This is a genomic window from candidate division WOR-3 bacterium, from assembly GCA_039804165.1.
Taxonomy (GTDB): domain Bacteria; phylum Hydrothermota; class UBA3072; order UBA3072; family UBA3072; genus JAFGHJ01.
The window spans coordinates 130,784-146,603 of record JBDRZZ010000002.1 but is presented as its reverse complement, the minus strand read 5'-3'; the positions used below and the strand labels follow the sequence as shown (position 1 = coordinate 146,603).

General features: G+C 33.9%; 15 protein-coding genes. 3 read left to right on the top strand and 12 right to left on the bottom strand.

What is annotated here, in order from left to right; genetic code table 11:
- Position 1: 1 nt before the first annotated feature.
- The 6 genes from ABIN61_01770 to pilB (ABIN61_01745) are packed head-to-tail and all read right to left on the bottom strand — an operon-like array spanning position 2 to position 8,588.
- Positions 2 to 1,333, bottom strand: coding sequence for a sigma-54 dependent transcriptional regulator (locus ABIN61_01770; protein ID MEO0292933.1), 1,332 nt, complete (start codon positions 1,331 to 1,333; stop codon positions 2 to 4).
- Positions 1,330 to 2,823 carry an ATP-binding protein gene (locus ABIN61_01765; protein MEO0292932.1) on the bottom strand — a complete coding sequence of 498 codons (1,494 nt, stop codon included), beginning with the start codon at positions 2,821 to 2,823 and terminating at the stop codon, positions 1,330 to 1,332. Before ABIN61_01765 ends, ABIN61_01770 begins: the two co-directional genes overlap by 4 nt.
- A gap of 14 nt (positions 2,824 to 2,837) precedes the next feature.
- Complete coding sequence (locus tag ABIN61_01760) at positions 2,838 to 4,043, bottom strand: type II secretion system F family protein (GenBank protein ID MEO0292931.1); 1,206 nt, start codon at positions 4,041 to 4,043, stop codon at positions 2,838 to 2,840.
- A 20-nt stretch (positions 4,044 to 4,063) separates the two neighbouring features.
- Positions 4,064 to 5,140, bottom strand: a complete 1,077-nt coding sequence (locus tag ABIN61_01755) for a type IV pilus twitching motility protein PilT (protein MEO0292930.1) — start codon at positions 5,138 to 5,140, stop codon at positions 4,064 to 4,066.
- Positions 5,141 to 5,162: 22 nt separating this feature from the next.
- Complete coding sequence (gene pilB / locus ABIN61_01750; GenBank protein ID MEO0292929.1) at positions 5,163 to 6,896, bottom strand: type IV-A pilus assembly ATPase PilB; 1,734 nt, start codon at positions 6,894 to 6,896, stop codon at positions 5,163 to 5,165.
- On the bottom strand, positions 6,897 to 8,588 hold the full coding sequence (gene pilB / locus ABIN61_01745) for a type IV-A pilus assembly ATPase PilB (protein MEO0292928.1): 1,692 nt from the start codon (positions 8,586 to 8,588) through the stop codon (positions 6,897 to 6,899).
- 252 nt (positions 8,589 to 8,840) lie between these two features.
- Between pilB (ABIN61_01745) and ABIN61_01740 the strand changes: the two genes are divergently transcribed.
- The 3 genes from ABIN61_01740 to ABIN61_01730 all read left to right on the top strand — a co-directional run bounded on the left by ABIN61_01740 (position 8,841) and on the right by ABIN61_01730 (position 10,483).
- Complete coding sequence (locus tag ABIN61_01740) at positions 8,841 to 8,969, top strand: IS630 transposase-related protein (protein ID MEO0292927.1); 129 nt, start codon at positions 8,841 to 8,843, stop codon at positions 8,967 to 8,969.
- A gap of 222 nt (positions 8,970 to 9,191) precedes the next feature.
- Positions 9,192 to 9,347, top strand: coding sequence for a hypothetical protein (locus tag ABIN61_01735; protein ID MEO0292926.1), 156 nt, complete (start codon positions 9,192 to 9,194; stop codon positions 9,345 to 9,347).
- A 458-nt stretch (positions 9,348 to 9,805) separates the two neighbouring features.
- Complete coding sequence (locus tag ABIN61_01730; GenBank protein MEO0292925.1) at positions 9,806 to 10,483, top strand: HD domain-containing phosphohydrolase; 678 nt, start codon at positions 9,806 to 9,808, stop codon at positions 10,481 to 10,483.
- A gap of 40 nt (positions 10,484 to 10,523) precedes the next feature.
- Here ABIN61_01730 and ABIN61_01725 read toward each other — a convergent pair whose 3' ends face one another.
- From ABIN61_01725 to ABIN61_01700, 6 genes are read right to left on the bottom strand one after another with little or no spacing between them, the layout of a single operon-like run.
- On the bottom strand, positions 10,524 to 11,126 hold the full coding sequence (locus tag ABIN61_01725; GenBank protein ID MEO0292924.1) for a biotin transporter BioY: 603 nt from the start codon (positions 11,124 to 11,126) through the stop codon (positions 10,524 to 10,526).
- Positions 11,127 to 11,141: 15 nt separating this feature from the next.
- Entirely contained in the window at positions 11,142 to 11,843 is a 702-nt protein-coding gene (locus ABIN61_01720) for a PASTA domain-containing protein (GenBank protein ID MEO0292923.1), read from the bottom strand.
- Positions 11,843 to 12,595, bottom strand: coding sequence for a PASTA domain-containing protein (locus ABIN61_01715; GenBank protein ID MEO0292922.1), 753 nt, complete (start codon positions 12,593 to 12,595; stop codon positions 11,843 to 11,845). The genes ABIN61_01720 and ABIN61_01715 overlap by 1 nt, the downstream gene beginning before the upstream one ends.
- Before the next feature lie 3 nt (positions 12,596 to 12,598).
- A complete protein-coding gene (rsmB, locus tag ABIN61_01710) occupies positions 12,599 to 13,879 on the bottom strand; it encodes a 16S rRNA (cytosine(967)-C(5))-methyltransferase RsmB (GenBank protein MEO0292921.1) in 1,281 nt (426 codons plus the stop codon).
- Positions 13,864 to 15,198, bottom strand: a complete 1,335-nt coding sequence (gene cysS / locus ABIN61_01705) for a cysteine--tRNA ligase (protein ID MEO0292920.1) — start codon at positions 15,196 to 15,198, stop codon at positions 13,864 to 13,866. Before cysS ends, rsmB begins: the two co-directional genes overlap by 16 nt.
- On the bottom strand, positions 15,198 to 15,812 hold the full coding sequence (locus tag ABIN61_01700; GenBank protein ID MEO0292919.1) for a hypothetical protein: 615 nt from the start codon (positions 15,810 to 15,812) through the stop codon (positions 15,198 to 15,200). Before ABIN61_01700 ends, cysS begins: the two co-directional genes overlap by 1 nt.
- Positions 15,813 to 15,820 lie beyond the last annotated feature (8 nt).

The window sequence follows — 15,820 nt, the reverse complement described above, 5'->3', positions numbered from 1 at the left end:
CTCACACTTCTAAAAGAGATTCTAACTTATAACTTTTAATCTTTCTATAAAGAGTTGAGGGGTGAATTCCCAAAAGTTCTGAAGCTTTGCTTTTATCTCCTCTTGCGACTTCCAACGCTCTTTTTATGGTTCTTTTTTCTATCTCTTCTAAATTAAACTTTTCCCCTTCCTCTTTACCTCCAATTTCATCTGGAAGAAGAGAAGCATCAATAACTTCTGAACTCTCTAAAACAATCAACCTTTCAATAAAATTTTCTAATTCTCTGACATTTCCAGGCCATTTATAATTCATCAATTTTTCATAAGCATCATCCGTAAAAATCTTCTCCTTCAAATTTAGCCTTGCCGAAATTTTCTTATTAAAATGTTGAACCAAAGCAAGAATGTCTTCTCTTCTCTCCCTAAGAGGCGGAATTCTTATGGGAATTACATTCAATCTATAATATAAATCTTCTCTAAATTTCTTCTCTTCTACAAGTTTCTCAATATTCTCGTTTGTAGCACTCACTATCCTTACATCTACTTTAACTTCTTTTGTCCCTCCTAAGGGTGTAAAACTCATCTCCTGGATAGCTCTAAGTATTTTTGGTTGAAGTTCTAAAGGAAGTGTACTAATTTCATCCAGAAATAAAGTTCCTTTATTAGCAACCTCGAACAATCCTTTTTTATCTCTATCTGCTCCTGTAAAAGCTCCTTTTTTATATCCAAAAAGCTCCGATTCTAACAACTCTGATGGAAAAGCTGAACAATTAATTGGAACAAATCTTCCAGGTCTATTTGAGTGATAATGAATTAAATTTGCAACCAATTCTTTTCCTGTTCCACTTTCTCCATAAATAAGAACAGGAGAAGTGGTTGAAGCTACTTTTTCTATTTTCTCTCTTATCTCCCTTATCTTTTCATTATTTCCGATAATTTTAAATTCTTCAAGTTTCTCCTCTCTAAGAGTCTTCAAACTCTTTTTTGTTCTAACTCTTTCCAATGCTTCTTTCAGTCTTAAGATTAACTCTTCCATCCTAAAAGGTTTTCTTATATAATCTAAAGCACCCCCTCTTATTGCTTCTATTGCAGAATCAATAGAAGAATAAGCTGTTATAAGAATGACAACCGATTCCGGATCTATTTCCTTACACCGATGTAAGACTTCAAGTCCAGACATCTCCGGCATATTTATATCAGTAAGAACGGCATCATAATTTTCCATAGAAAATTTTTCTAAAGCCTCTTTTGGATCAGAAAATATATCTACTTTAAATCCATTTTCTTCTAACCCAAGTTTAATAACTTCAAGAATACTCACCTCATCATCAATTACCAAAATCCGTTCATTCATATGATAACTTTAACCTCCGTTCCTTCTCCAACTTTACTTTTAACCTCAATATCAAAATTGTGTAAATCTAATATTTTTTTTACTATAGGAAGCCCAAAACCAAAACCCTCTTTAAAACGCGAATAAAAGGGAGAAAATATCTCATTTAAATCTTCTTCTTTAATTCCACATCCTGTATCTTTAACAAATATTACTTTTTTATCATTTTCTTCTACCCCAAACTCTACAGTTCCCTCTTTAGAGATTGCTTTCAAAGAATTAACCCCAAGATTAAAAAAAACACTTCTTAAAAGGTTATAATCTCCTTTTATCTTAAATTCTTTTCCAACTTTATTCTGAATTTTTATATTTTTATTAAAATATTTGCTCTTTTTCAAATCCCGAATAACATTTTCAATTAGAGAATAAACTTGAATTTCTTTAGATTCAAGATCAAAACTCTTTGCAAAATCTAAAAAGCTTTCCACAAGATAGTCTAATCTATCAGACTCCTTTAATATAACCTCTTTTATTTTTTTATTTTTATTAACCTTACCTTTTGAAGGAGAAATTAGTTCTGCTGAAGCTCTAATCGAAGAAACAGGATTCCTAACCTCATGGGCAAGATTTGCTGCAAAATTTCCAAGAGTAACTAATTTCTCTCTCATCTGCATCTTTCTTTCTATTTCCTTCTCTTCAGTGCTATCTTTAATTGTAAAAATAACTCCTTTATCTTCAAAATTATTACCCCTTATAGTAAAAATTTTACCTCCAACTTCAAGTTCAATTTGTTTCTCTTCTTTCTTTAATATTTTTTCAAAAGCTTCATTAAAAGGAGAAGGTAGAACTTCTAAATACCTTTCTCCTCGAGGAAGAGAAACTCCAAGCAGCTTAGAAGCCTTAGAGTTTTTCCAAACTATCCTACCTTCTTCATCCACTGCAACAATTCCGTATTCAATAGCCTCAACAATATCGGAAATGTCTATCTTAAATCTAATTAACTGTCTCCTAAAAACTTGAATAATAAGAGAAGTAAAAGCAGAAGTAAAAATAAAAGCAAAAGAAAATACGACAAACTCGATTAAAACAGTTTCTAATCCTGGAAGTTCGGGTAAAGCAACCATAATAAGATTCCCAGGAATTTTTTCCCTTAGAAAAAGCGAAATAAATCCATATGAGAGAATTGAATAACCACTTATAATAAAAGAGTGAACGGGTTCAAGCATATATGCGGTTAACATAATAAGAAGAAGATAAAAAGGAATAAAGGGACTTACAGCTCCTCCAGTAAAAATAACAGAAAGAGAAAGATAGAGCCCATCTAAAATTAAATTAAATAAATTAGGGTTCTTTTGTGAAGAAAGAACAAAGATTTCATCAAGAATAAAAATAGAAGAAAGCAAAAATAAAGGAAATAAACTTTTCCTTTCTTCCCTAAAGATGAAAATAAGAAAGAAAATAAGTAAAAATAAGATAAATCTGTATATACAATATCTTTTAATTTTGTTCACAGAATTCCTTTTTATTACATAAATTGTTGAGCCATTTTGAAGATTGGGAGATACATTGAAACAACCAATCCGCCTATAATCCCTCCAAGAAAAACCATTACAATAGGTTCAAGAGCACTCATTAAATTAGCCACAGCTTGATCTACCTCAGCATCATAAAAATCAGCAACTTTCACAAGCATTTCATCCAGACCTCCTGTTTGTTCTCCAATCGTAATCATTTGCACAACCATTGGAGGAAATAACTCTTTTTCTTTACTTAACGGTTCTGCAATGGATTCTCCCTGAGCTATTGAAGCTCTTGACCGTAAAACTGCATTTTCTACTAACTTATTCCCAGTTGTTCCAGCTGTAATTTCAAGAGCGTCAAGAATATTCACGCCCGAGGAAATAAGTGTTGCAAGGGTTCTTGAAAACCTTGCTATTGCTTGTTTTTTTATCAAAGTCCCAAATATAGGAATCTTCAAAAGAAAACCATCTATCTGGAAATGACCCATTTCAGTCTTATAGTAATATCTAATTGCAAGAACAAGTCCAACTGCCGCGCCAAAAATTAAAAGGATGTATTTCCTTACGAAGTTACTCAACCCTATAACAATCCTCGTTGGTAGAGGTAACTGCCCTCCTAAATCTGCAAACATTTGAGAAAATACTGGAATTACTGCAACAAGAAGAATAGCTGTAGCAACAATAGCCACAAAAAGAATAGCTGCAGGATAAATCATTGCTCCTCTAATTTTCCTTTTTATCTCCTCTGATTTCTCAAGATAATCGGCAAGACGTGCAAGAATTGAAGCAAGAGAACCTCCTTTTTCTCCTGCCTCTACCATATTTACATACAAATCTCCAAAAATTTCCTTATGTCCTCTCAAAGCATCTGCTAAAGTAGACCCTCCTTCAACGGAAGAAATTAAATCTTTAAGTATGCTTTTAAACCGTTGAGATTCAACTTGAGAGACTTGAATGTCAAGACATTTTATTAAAGGTAATCCTGCATTAATCATAACAGAAAATTGTCTCGTGAAAACGGAGATAGCTCTTGTAGAAACTCGCCCTTTTAAAAAAGGAAGCGTTATTTCTTTCGGTTTGGGTCTGATAGAAGTTGGAACAATCTTTCTTTCTCTTAGTATTCTATTAACTTCTTCTAAGCTTGCAGCTGTAATTTCTCCACTTTCTATCGCTCCACTTGCTGTTCTTCCTTTCCATATATAATCAGGCACTCCTCACCTCCTTTCCAAAACTAATGTAAAACCATTTGTTTCTTTGCTATCATTTCTTCCAATTCTCCAGGTTCTCTTGAATAAGAAATAGCGTCTTCCAAGGTTATCTCTCCATCCATATATAACTTATAAAGAGATTGATTCATTGTAACCATTCCATATTTCTGTCCTGCTTGCATTAGAGAATACAATTGATGAGTCTTATTATCTCTTATTAAAGCTTTAACAGCTGGGGTTCCAATGAGAATTTCTACTGCTAATGCTCTTCCGCCAGTTTTCTTTGGAATTAAACTTTGAGTTATTATACCTATTAGAACAAAAGCAATCTGAGCTCGAACCTGATTGTGTCTTTCTTCTGGGAATGTATCAACAATTCTTGAAATAGACTCAACAGCTGAATTTGTGTGTAATGTAGCAAGCGTAAGATGCCCTGTTTCAGCAACATTTAAAGCCGCTTCCATTGTTTCTCTATCTCTCATCTCCCCTATCATAACTACATCAGGATCCTGCCTTAGAATGTATTTCAATGCAATTGCAAATCCATCTGTATCAGCACCAACTTGCCTTTGATTAACAATGGCTCTCTCGTGCCTAAATAGATATTCTATAGGATCCTCAATTGTCACAATATGAACTTTCCTCTCTCTATTTATTTTATCTATAATAGCTGCAAGAGTTGTAGACTTACCACAACCTGTAGGTCCTGTAACAAGGATTAAACCCTTCTGTTTATTCGCCATTTCGGCAACAATAGGAGGTAGACCTAATTGTTTAAAAGTTCTAATTTTAAATGGGATTGTCCTTATTGCACAGGCAATTTGCCCCCTTTGATAAAAAACGTTAGCCCTAAACCGAGATAGCCCCGGTATTCCGAAACTAAGATCTAGCTCCTTCTTCATTTCAAACTTTTTCTTTTGCTCATCATTTAATATAGAATAAACTAATTTTTCTATATCTGCTGGTGAAAGAGGAGGATAATTGGATCTCTCCAAGATCCCATCTTTTCTATAAACAGGTGGTGAAGCCGTAGTTAAATGGAGATCTGTGGCTCCTCTACTCACCATCTCTTCAAGCAAAGTTTTCATATCATAATCCATAGTTAACTCCTTCTTTAAGTTTTTAAACCTCTACAGTAACTCTTAAAACTTCTTCTGGGCTTGTGAGACCTTTTTTTAACTTAACAATTCCGTCTTCCCTAAGAGTTCGCATCCCTTCTTTCTGAGCAGCTATTCTTAACTCATCGGTTGTTGCTTTCTCAAGAATCATTTTTCTCAAATTCATTGAGATAGGCATTACTTCTGTTATTGCAATCCTACCTTTATAACCTGTAGAATTACATTCCGGGCATCCTTCTCCAGCTTTGTATATGTTCCCATTTAATATTTCCTCTTTAGATAGACCCATACTTCTAAGAATGTCTATCTTATCTACATCCTCCGGTCCTATCTTTTTTCTACAATTTTTACAAACTTTTCTAAGAAGTCTTTGAGCTTGAATTAGATTCAAAGAGCTTGCTATTAAGAAAGGCTCTATACCTATGTCCACTAATCGGTGAACAGCACTTGGAGCATCATTAGTGTGAAGAGTGGATAAAACAAGATGTCCTGTTAGAGCTGCCCTAATCGCAATAGAAGCTGTATCTATTTCTCTAATCTCTCCAACAAGGATTATATTTGGTGACTGCCTTAAAAAAGCTCGTAAAGCTTCAGGGAAATCAAATCCTATTTCCGGATTAACTTGGACTTGATTTATTCCCTTTAAGTTATATTCAACAGGATCTTCAACAGTCATAATGTTTACTTCTGGTTTATTTAAGGCAGCAAGGGCAGAATACAAAGTTGTAGATTTTCCACTTCCTGTGGGTCCTGTAACAAGCACCAATCCATAAGGCTTAAGAATAGCTTTTTGAAATTTCTCAAGAGCATCTGGTTCAAAACCAAGATCTTCCATATTTAACATAAGAGCCGAAGGATCAAGTATCCTCATCACCACTTTCTCTCCAAAAACTGTTGGTATTATACTTACTCTAATATCAATTGGTTTCCCATCCACTCTAATTTTTATCCTTCCATTTTGAGTAAGCCTTCTTTCTGAAGGATCCATAGTGCCAGTCATTATTTTAACTCTTGTAGAAATTGCATTTTTTAATCTATAAGGAGGTTCAGCTACTTGTTGTAACACACCATCTATTCTAAATCTAACCCTTAAAGTTTTCTCATAAGGCTCAATATGAATATCAGAAGCTCCCTTTTTCACTGCCGATGTAATTAAATAATTAACAAGTTTTATTACAGGTTTCTCTTGAGCCTCAGCCCTCCAATCTTCTTCTTCTATCTCAGATTCTCTTATAAAAATATCCTCCGCATCTTCTTCTGTGAAAATAAATTGCTCTTCCATCTCTTCTTTTTTCTCTATTCTGTCTATTTCTTTAGTAACTGGATAAAATTGATTTAAAAGTTGATTCATTTTCCAGTAACTCACAACAACAGGTTCTACTTTTAAACCGGTTTTAAACTCAACAGCATCAATAGCCTCTAGATCCCCGGGATTAACCATACCCAAGACCAACCTTCCACCTTTTCTCCTAATAGGAAAAACTTGATATCGTTGTGCCATATCATTATTTATAAGAGAAATAACACTCTTATCCACATCTTCGGGTTTAATATCAATTGAAGGAACACGAAACTGTAAAGACAAAACCTTTGCAAGCTCACTATCTGTAATAAAACCTTCTTCAATAAGAATTGCACCTAATCTTTTAGCTACTTGTTTTTGCTTTTGCAAAGCAAATTTTAACTGTTCAGGAGTAATTTTGCCAGCCTGAATTAAAATCTCCCCTATTCTCTGCATCTATCTCTCCTGAGTCTCTCTAGCCACTTCTTCAAGAGTTGTAATCCCCTCAAGAATTTTTTTAATACCAGCATCCCTTAAAGTCTCCATTCCTTCCTTTCTTGCCTCTAATTCTATTTCGTCTGAAGTAGCTCCTTCTACAATCATTTTCCTTATAGTTGGACTAACCACCATAACTTCAAACAATCCAACTCTCCCTTTATAACCGGTTTTTTTACAATTATCGCAACCAAAACCCCGAAAAACTTTTTTACCATTCAGTCTTGAAGGATCAAAACCAAGTTTCAAAATCTCTTCTTCTGAAATTTCATATGGAGCTTTGCATCTTGGGCAAATTGTCCTAACTAATCGCTGTGAAATAATAAGTTCAAGAGTTGAAGCCAAAAGAAAAGGAGCGATACCCATATTTATAAGACGAGTAACTGTAGCTGCTGCAGAATTTGTATGAACAGTAGAAAGAACAAGATGGCCAGTAAGAGAAGAACGTATAGCAATATCTGAGGTTGGTTTATCTCTTATTTCTCCTACCATAATTACATCAGGATCCTGACGTAAAAAAGCTTTCAAAGCTTCTACAAAATTAAGACCAATCTCTTCCCTAACTTGAACCTGATTAATTCCAAAAAGTGTGTATTCAACAGGATCCTCAGCAGTAGAAATGTTTATTTCTATATTATTAATCTCTCTGAGAATTGAATATAAGGTAGTTGTCTTTCCAGAACCTGTAGGACCTGTAACTAAGATAATCCCGTGGGGTTTCTTTATTGCATTCATAGTATCACTTAGAGCTTTTCCTTCTAATCCTAATTTAGTTAAATCAAACTCTATACTCTCAGAGTCAAGAACTCGTATAGCCACTTTCTCTCCAAAAACAGTTGGAACAACCCCTACCCTAAAATCGATTTTTCTTCCCATAATTTGAGCTTGAAATCTTCCATCCTGAGGCCTCCTTTTCTCCTGAATCTTAAGATTTGACATAACCTTAATTCTGGACACAACTGCTTTATAAAGTTTAAAAGGAGGAGGTTGAAAATCGTGCAAAACTCCATCAATTCTCACTCTTACTCTCACATCTTTTTCAAAAGGTTCAATATGTAGATCACTTACTCCTTCCATTACAGCTTTTTTCAAAAGATAATTTACATATTGGACTACTGGTCCAGATTCAATCTGAGCGGTGAGAACAGATGCTTCTTCTTCCTCTTCTTTTTCTTCCATTACTTCTATTTCTTCTTTAAGACCCATCTCTTCCGCAACCTCATCTTCAAGAGCCTTAGTTTCGTAATGTTCTTTTAAAACTCTTTTTATAGATTTTTCAGCTGCTATTAAAGGAACTATGTCATACCCTGTCTTAAATCTAATATCTTCTTGGGCTTGAACATCACTTGGATTTATCATCGCCAAATAAAGGGTTTTCCCTTTCCTCTCTACAGGAACACACTCATAAGCTCTAGCAATATCAGGGGAAATCAAATTTAAAACTTCTTTATCTAAAGGATAATCAGAAAGGACAACACCTTTTACGTTTAAACTTTTCTCAAGAGCGCTAACAAGTTGTCTTTCGTTAACATAGCCTAATTCTAATAAGTTTGTACCTAAACGTCCTCCCACCTCTCGCTGCCTTTTTAGCGCTTCCTTTAATTGTGTTTCTGTGATAACACCATCCAATAATAATATTCTTCCGACTCTCACTTTATATAAATATAACCCTTTTTAATGTAAAAGTCAAGATAGGAAAAATAATAATTTATTAAATCCAAAGCAGGTGGACACTTTGTGGAGGTTCTGGGGATAAAGAGGGTAGATTTAAATATAAACCTAAAAATTGTTGGTTAGAAGAATTAAGGAGTTGCAATTATAGTTAAAATAAATATCCTCCTTTCAAAGACAAACAATGAAAGGAAGATATATGTTTTATTCTCAATAGGACGAGGTTATAAAAATATGCAACCCCTTGATAAGGTAAAAATTCGATTTGATCTCGTAAAATATGCTAAAAAAGAGTCTATAACCGAGGCGGCTCAGATTTTTACTACAGGAAGACCTACCGTTTACAAATGGCTTAAAATTTGATAAATGTGGCATAGAAGGCTTATATAATCGTTCTAGAGCACCTCAGGGAGTCCATAATAAGACACCCAAACACATAGAGGATCTTTAGAAAAACGCAAAGAGAAGGGTAAAATGTCAATAAAGGTATTGGTTAGAGATTTCTAAGTTCCTGTTTCCCATGAAACCGCCAGAAGGATTTTACATGCGAGACGAATTACCTAGAGAAAAGAGAGAAGGAAAAGGATGGCTTTTAATGCTTTCGAACAGGTAGAATATCAGTATAGTGGGAGATGTGTATCAAGTGGTTTTACCGCCTATTACGAGAACATCAGTGTTGCTCATTCGTGCATATTTGCCAGGCTTTCATGTGAGTTTTTAAAGGGAAATGGGTCCATCTAAATAAAGTCAGATTTCAATATGATAATGGTCTGGAGTTCATAGGAAGTATCTATAGAAATAATAGAAAGAGAATTCTTTGATATAGAAGTCTTTGAAGGGAAAGAGCATTTCTTTCATAAAGTCAATAATTATCTATTTTTCTTTAATACGATGAGAAAGAACTCAAACAAGAAGGATAAAACACTTTAGAGATACTTATTGAGAGAAACAAATCTCCTCAACTTGTCCACTTGTTTGCGGCGGATCTTGATAAACTCCTGGAGAAGAAAATGGTTGTGACTCTTAATCTGGAATTAGACCTTGTGAATGTTAAAATATCTCAAAGTGTCCACCACCTGCCTTGGATTTAACAGCAAGGAAAAAACCTCCCTTGACAAAATTTAAAAAATAGATATAATAATAAATTAATTAAAATAATAAAATTTTTAATTTTAAAAATTTCTGGAGGTGTATGTGAAATGCAATCATTTGTGGATTTCCACAAAAAGGTAGTTACATGGGAAAAGGGATTTTCCGATCGTGAAAATACAACAGACGAATTACACGAGCGATTTGAGTATCTAAAAAAAGCAATAACTAATTCTCTTTCCGCGATAGAACAATACGTCGAAAAGGTTAGTAATCACATAAGTCGTCACCAAACTAGAGTCACAGAAATAAGTGAAAAATTAGCAGAATATATGGATTTAAGTTTTAAACAAAAATTAACTTTAAGAGCTGCGAGTAAACTCCACGATATTGGGAAAATATGTATTCCCGAGGAAATTCTAAATAAACCCGGAAGTTTAACTCAGTTAGAATATGATATAGCCAGATTCCATCCATATATTGGATATAAAGTAATCTCAAAGGTTAAAGTTATGGAAGAGACCTCAATAATAGTACTTCAACATCATGAAAGGGTGGATGGAACGGGTTATCCTGACGGTCTAAAAGGACATGAAATTGATATTGGAGCGAAAATTCTTGCGGTAGCAGATGTATTAGAAGCGATGACCTCTCCCCAACCTTATAGATTTCCTCATTCCATAGAAAAAACTTTAAAAGAAATTATAGAAGGGAAAGATAAATTATACGACTCTGAAGTAGTTGAAGCTTGTGTAAAACTTATAGAAGGTAATAAAATAAAACTATAATCCCTCCTTTTTATAGATTTTTTAAACAAAAAGCAAATAATTAAGTTTTGTTAGAGAAATTTTTTCTTTTAATAAAAACTGAAGCAATAATGGAAGCAAAGGAGATTTTTATTAAATCTCCAGGAATAAATGGAAATAACCCCATTAAGAGTAGCTGATAAATTCCGGGGAAACTTCCTTTAATCGTAGATAGATAAAATCCAAGATACAAGATCCCGGGGATATATATTAAAAAGAAATTGGCTAATAACATTAGAAAAAATATATTTAATAAACCTTTCGGTTTATAAACCTCTACTACGTATCCAAGAAAGAATCCTGCCAAAACAAACCCTATTAAATAACCCCCGGTTGGCCCTAATATGTTTCCTCCTGCAAACCATTGAAGACCTATACTACCCAATCCCACATAAATTAATTCAGCAATTCCTCCCCAAAACTTACCAAGTAAAATTCCTCCCAATAGAACAAAAAAAGTTTGAGCCGTAATGGGAACAGGCGACCAAGGAAGAAATATCTTAAGATGGGTTGAAAGCCCTACTAAAGAAGCAAATCCTAAAGAAAAAGAAATCCTTTTCGTAAATTCTAAAAAAGATTTCTTTTCTAACATTTTTATTTCTAACTCTCTTAGTCTAGTTAACACTTTCCCCTCCTAATCTTATTTTCCCACAACAATTCTAACTCTATCTCCAGAAGTAACTTCTACTCCTGGTAATGGAGATTGCTGAATAACAATATCACTTCCTGTGGTTCTCTTAATCTCTTCTAAGATAAGACCCCGTCTACTCAACTCTTCTTGAGCCTCTTGTAAATTCATTCCAATTATATTAGGCATTAGAAAGACTTTCTTTTTAGTTGAACCTATAAATATTGTGAGCATTCCTCCCTCCTCAATACTATCCTGAATCGCAGGTTTTGTTTTCACAACTTTATTATTTAAATCTCTATTAGATATAGGATAATTCACGAAGATATAATTTGTTAGCCCATTATTATTTAAAGAATCAATAGCCTCTTTCCGAGAAAGACCTATAATGTTAGGTAAACGGACCTTTTTTGGTCCTTTACTAATAATAAGCTTTATCACCCCTCCCATTCTTACATCTTCTTTTGGAGGCGGCTCGGTTCTAACCACATAACCTCTTGGGACTTCCGTAGAATTAACACTATCTAAAATTACACACCGAAGATTCATTGTTGATAGCAAATTTTTTGCTCTCTCTATACTCATATTATACAGGTATGGAACCTCAACAGGTTTACTTTGACGAACTATAAGAGGCATCAAGAAATAAAAAGAACCAAAACCAAAAAAGAAGGAACCTATAGAGATGAGAATGTATATAAGCTTTTTCTTCATTAACCACCTTCCTTATTTATGGTGATATCAACCTTGGTTCCTTTTGAAACTATCTCGCCCGGCTTCGGATTCTGATAAATAATAATGTCAAAAGAATGTTCTGCACTCGTTGTAAAAAGGACTCTCCCTAAACTTAAACCTCTTTCTTCAAGAAGTAACCGAGCTCTGTATTCACTAAGACCCCTTAAATTTGGCACTTCTACCTTTTTCGTCCCTGAGGAAACCACCAATTTTATAGGAATGTCCTTTGTAATCTTCTGTCCTGGCTCAGGCACTGTTCTTAAAACAATATCTTTTGCTTCCTCAGATTCTTCTCTCTCAACTACTCCAACAGTTAACCCTTTTTCCGAAAGAAAAACTCTCGCTTGATTAAGCTCAAAACCAATAACAGAAGGAACTATAAGTTCTCCCTCTTTTGTTTCTTCTTGTCCTTTACTCACAACGAGTCTTATAGTAGACCCCCTTTTTACACTTTCCCCTGAAGCTGGCCTTTGATAAATTATTCTATCTTTCTTTACTGTCGGATGGAATCTTTCATCTTCTACGATCATCTTTAAGCCTTTTTCTTTGAGAAGAATTTCGGCGGCAGATAACTCTAAGTTTTCTACATCAGGAACTTCTATAGTGCTTTCTCTTTTAGATAAAGCCTGCGGAAGAAGATATATCATAGTAAAACTAACCAAAGAAGAAACTATTAAAGAAGTAATAAAAGCTATCCAGAAAACTTTACCAGAACTCTGTTGGTAGTACATTTGCTACCTCCTTCTAATAATTGCTCCAAATCCACCATCGTAAAAAGGTTCTTCTGGTAGATTCTTAATAAAAATATCATTATTTTTCGCATAGTCAATAGTGAAACCACTTTTCTCTCTTAAAAACCACTCTATTTGTTCTTCGTTCTCTCTTTTAAGAACAGAACAGGTGGAATATACTAAAATACCTCCTGGTTTAAGATTTTCTGAAGCCTTCCATAACATTTCTCTTTGCAATTTTATAAGTCTTTCAAGAGATTCTTCGGTTAAGTTCCATCTAATATCTCCCTTTTTATTCATTATCCCAGTTCCAGAGCAAGGAACATCTAAAAGAATTCTATCCACTTCTTTAACACTAAAATTTAATACATCAGCCTTAACCGGATAAACACTTTTTATCCCCAATCTTTTTGCATTCTGGCTAATAAGATGTAAATTTTTCTTATCTACAGCCAACACGATTCCTTCATCCTCCATAAGTTCTGCTATACCTGTGCTCTTTGTCCCGGGAGCAGCGCACAAATCAAGGATAATCTCACCCCTTTGAGGAGAAAGGAGCTCTATGTTAATATTTTGAGTGACCCCTTGAATTTGAAAATGTCCCTTTTTAAAACTCTCACTATAAATAACCTTACTTTCAGAAATAAGATTATATTTTCTATTTTCAATTTCTTGGACCTTAAATCCCTTTTTTTTCAATTCCTGCACGACCTCCTCTGGAGTTACTTTTATTCTATTTACTCTAATAGTAGTGATGGGAGGTTTATTACTCTCTTTTAAAATTTTCTCCGTGATTTCATCCCCATAATCCTTTAGTAACATCCGAACCAAAAATTCAGGAAAGGAATAATAAATAGAAAGATATTCAATTCTTTCCTTTGGATACTCTACAGGATGTATATTTCTCAAAACAGCGTTAACAAGAGCTACTGTTCCATTATGACCAAACTTCTTTGCAAGATTCACCATTTCATTTACAACTGCATACTCTGGATCTCCACTAAACAAAAGACCATAGACCCCTTCTCTTAAAATATTTCTTATTGGAAGGGGTAATTCTTCTAGTCTTTTATTTTTTAAATGTTTTTCTAAAATGTAATCAATTCTTCTAATCATTTTAACTGTTCCAAAGAAATAATCATAAGCCTTCTGGATCTCCCTATTTGGCTTATTCCCTTTTTCAATAATTTTAAATCCACCCAATTTACTCGGGATTTTCTTCTTTTTTTCGAAATTAATTAGAGCTATTAAGGCTAATTCCCTTCCCCTTATCTTATCCACCATCTGCTGCCTTCTTTGTCATCTTGAACTATAATACCTATCTTAAGAAGAACTTCTCTTATCTGATCAGCCACCTTATAATTCCCTTCCTTTCTAAGTTCTTTTCTAAGAGTCAAAATTTCATCAATTAAGGGTTTTAACGCCGTTTCTTTTTCGATAGGTTTAAAACCAAGAACTTGAAGGATCAAAAAGAGCGTTTCTCTATATGATCCTATTTTTTCTTCTTCTTTTAATCCCTCATTAATCAAATTAAACATAAGAGCTATTGCTTCAGGTGTTCCAAGGTCATCATTCATCCTCTCCTCAAAGGCTTTGATAATTTCAGGAATAAGGTTACCTTTTCTCCCTTCAGAGATTTTCAGAAAATTTATAATTTTTTCCCACGCAGAAGCTGCTTGTTGAAGTAGCTCTGGAGCATAATCAATTGGATTTCTATAATGAGCCTGTAATAAATAAAGTCTAATTACGTTAGGGTCATATTCTCTTAGGAGATCTTTTATAGGGATAAAATTAAATAGAGATTTAGACATTTTTTCACCCTTTATATTAAGCATTCCATTATGAATCCAGAATCTGGCAAATGGTTTACCTGTCGCACTCTCACTTTGGGCAATTTCATTTTCGTGATGAGGGAAAATTAAATCAGTTCCTCCTCCATGAATATCAATGGTCTCTCCAAGATAATGAATTGCCATACTAGAACACTCAATATGCCAACCTGGCCTTCCTTTACCCCAAGGAGAAAACCAAAAGGGTTCCGAAGGTTCTCCTTTCTTCCATAAAGCAAAATCAAGAGGATCTTCTTTCTTTTCGTTAACCTCAATCCTTACTCCAGAACGTAATTCATCTATCTTCTTTCCCGAAAGTTTTCCGTAATCTTTAAATTTTCTAACGCGAAAGAAAACGTCTCCATCCTTTTGATATGCAAATCCCTTTTTCTCTAAGTTTTCTATTAACTTTATTATTTCTTCAATGTGCTGCGTTGCTCTTGGAGAAAAAGAAGGCTCTAAGATATTAAGGGCTCTTGTAACCTCCCTGTATTCTGTCTCATAATATGAAGCTATTTCTCTATAATCCTTTCTTTCTTCTTTTGCCTTTCTAATAACCTTATCATCAATATCCGTAAAATTAACTATTAACTTTACATTATAACCCAAATATTTTAAATATCGATGTAGAATGTCCGCTGTTAAAACAGCTCTTACATGCCCAATATGGGGAGATTCTTGTAAGGTCATTCCACAGTAATAAATGGTCACCGTGTCCTTAACCAAAGGCACAAAATCTTCTTTTTTCTTACTCAAAGTATTATATAACCTCATCAAAAGCTAAATCCTATTTCAATCTCATTTTCTTTTAAATTCACAGAAACTCTCTTGCCCCAAAGGTAAGTTACAAAGAAACTCACAGTTCTATTGAAAAGAGCAAGTCCAATAATATTTGTAGCTCTCTGAGAAGCTCTTCTTTTATCCTTCCTAAGATCCCTATAGGTATCTGCAAACTTCTGAGTTTGCCAGGACCAAGAATCAGGATCTATGTAGGAATATTGCTCAATGTATTCTTTTCTTTTTTTAATTCTTTCTTCCATTATTTTCTCGTCTAATGTATCAGGATACAATTTTCTAGCTTTCTCTTTTATATATTCGTTATAATCAACATTTGTTAAAAAATTCTCCATTGCATCAAAATATTTCTTTTCGTTGTTATAAGGATTAGCAGAAGCATAAAAAATTGCAAAATTTCGGGATATCTTGTCAAATTTTTCTTCTATTTTTAAAGAATTATAGAAATTAAACCAAATCCCTGCTTCAATAGCCATAAAACAGAAACCTCTACTTTTATTCCCCAAAAGAAGATCTCCAGAACCCGGGATGATAAAAGAGGAGAATGCTGCTTTAGTTGGTGTGATTGAAAGAAGTATAGAGAAAAAAAGCATTTATAAGT

Bases quoted from the DNA above. Each gene is read 5' to 3' on its own strand.
- pilB (MEO0292929.1), bottom strand. From the start codon at position 6,896: ATGCAGAGAATAGGGGAGATTTTAATTCAGGCTGGCAAAATTACTCCT.
- ABIN61_01715 (MEO0292922.1), bottom strand. From the start codon at position 12,595: ATGTACTACCAACAGAGTTCTGGTAAAGTTTTCTGGATAGCTTTTATT.
- ABIN61_01730 (MEO0292925.1), top strand. From the start codon at position 9,806: ATGCAATCATTTGTGGATTTCCACAAAAAGGTAGTTACATGGGAAAAG.
- ABIN61_01720 (MEO0292923.1), bottom strand. From the start codon at position 11,843: ATGAAGAAAAAGCTTATATACATTCTCATCTCTATAGGTTCCTTCTTT.
- ABIN61_01735 (MEO0292926.1), top strand. From the start codon at position 9,192: ATGGCTTTTAATGCTTTCGAACAGGTAGAATATCAGTATAGTGGGAGA.
- cysS (MEO0292920.1), bottom strand. From the start codon at position 15,198: ATGAGGTTATATAATACTTTGAGTAAGAAAAAAGAAGATTTTGTGCCT.
- ABIN61_01755 (MEO0292930.1), bottom strand. From the start codon at position 5,140: ATGGATTATGATATGAAAACTTTGCTTGAAGAGATGGTGAGTAGAGGA.
- ABIN61_01770 (MEO0292933.1), bottom strand. From the start codon at position 1,333: ATGAATGAACGGATTTTGGTAATTGATGATGAGGTGAGTATTCTTGAA.
- ABIN61_01740 (MEO0292927.1), top strand. From the start codon at position 8,841: ATGCAACCCCTTGATAAGGTAAAAATTCGATTTGATCTCGTAAAATAT.
- rsmB (MEO0292921.1), bottom strand. From the start codon at position 13,879: ATGGTGGATAAGATAAGGGGAAGGGAATTAGCCTTAATAGCTCTAATT.
- ABIN61_01700 (MEO0292919.1), bottom strand. From the start codon at position 15,812: ATGCTTTTTTTCTCTATACTTCTTTCAATCACACCAACTAAAGCAGCA.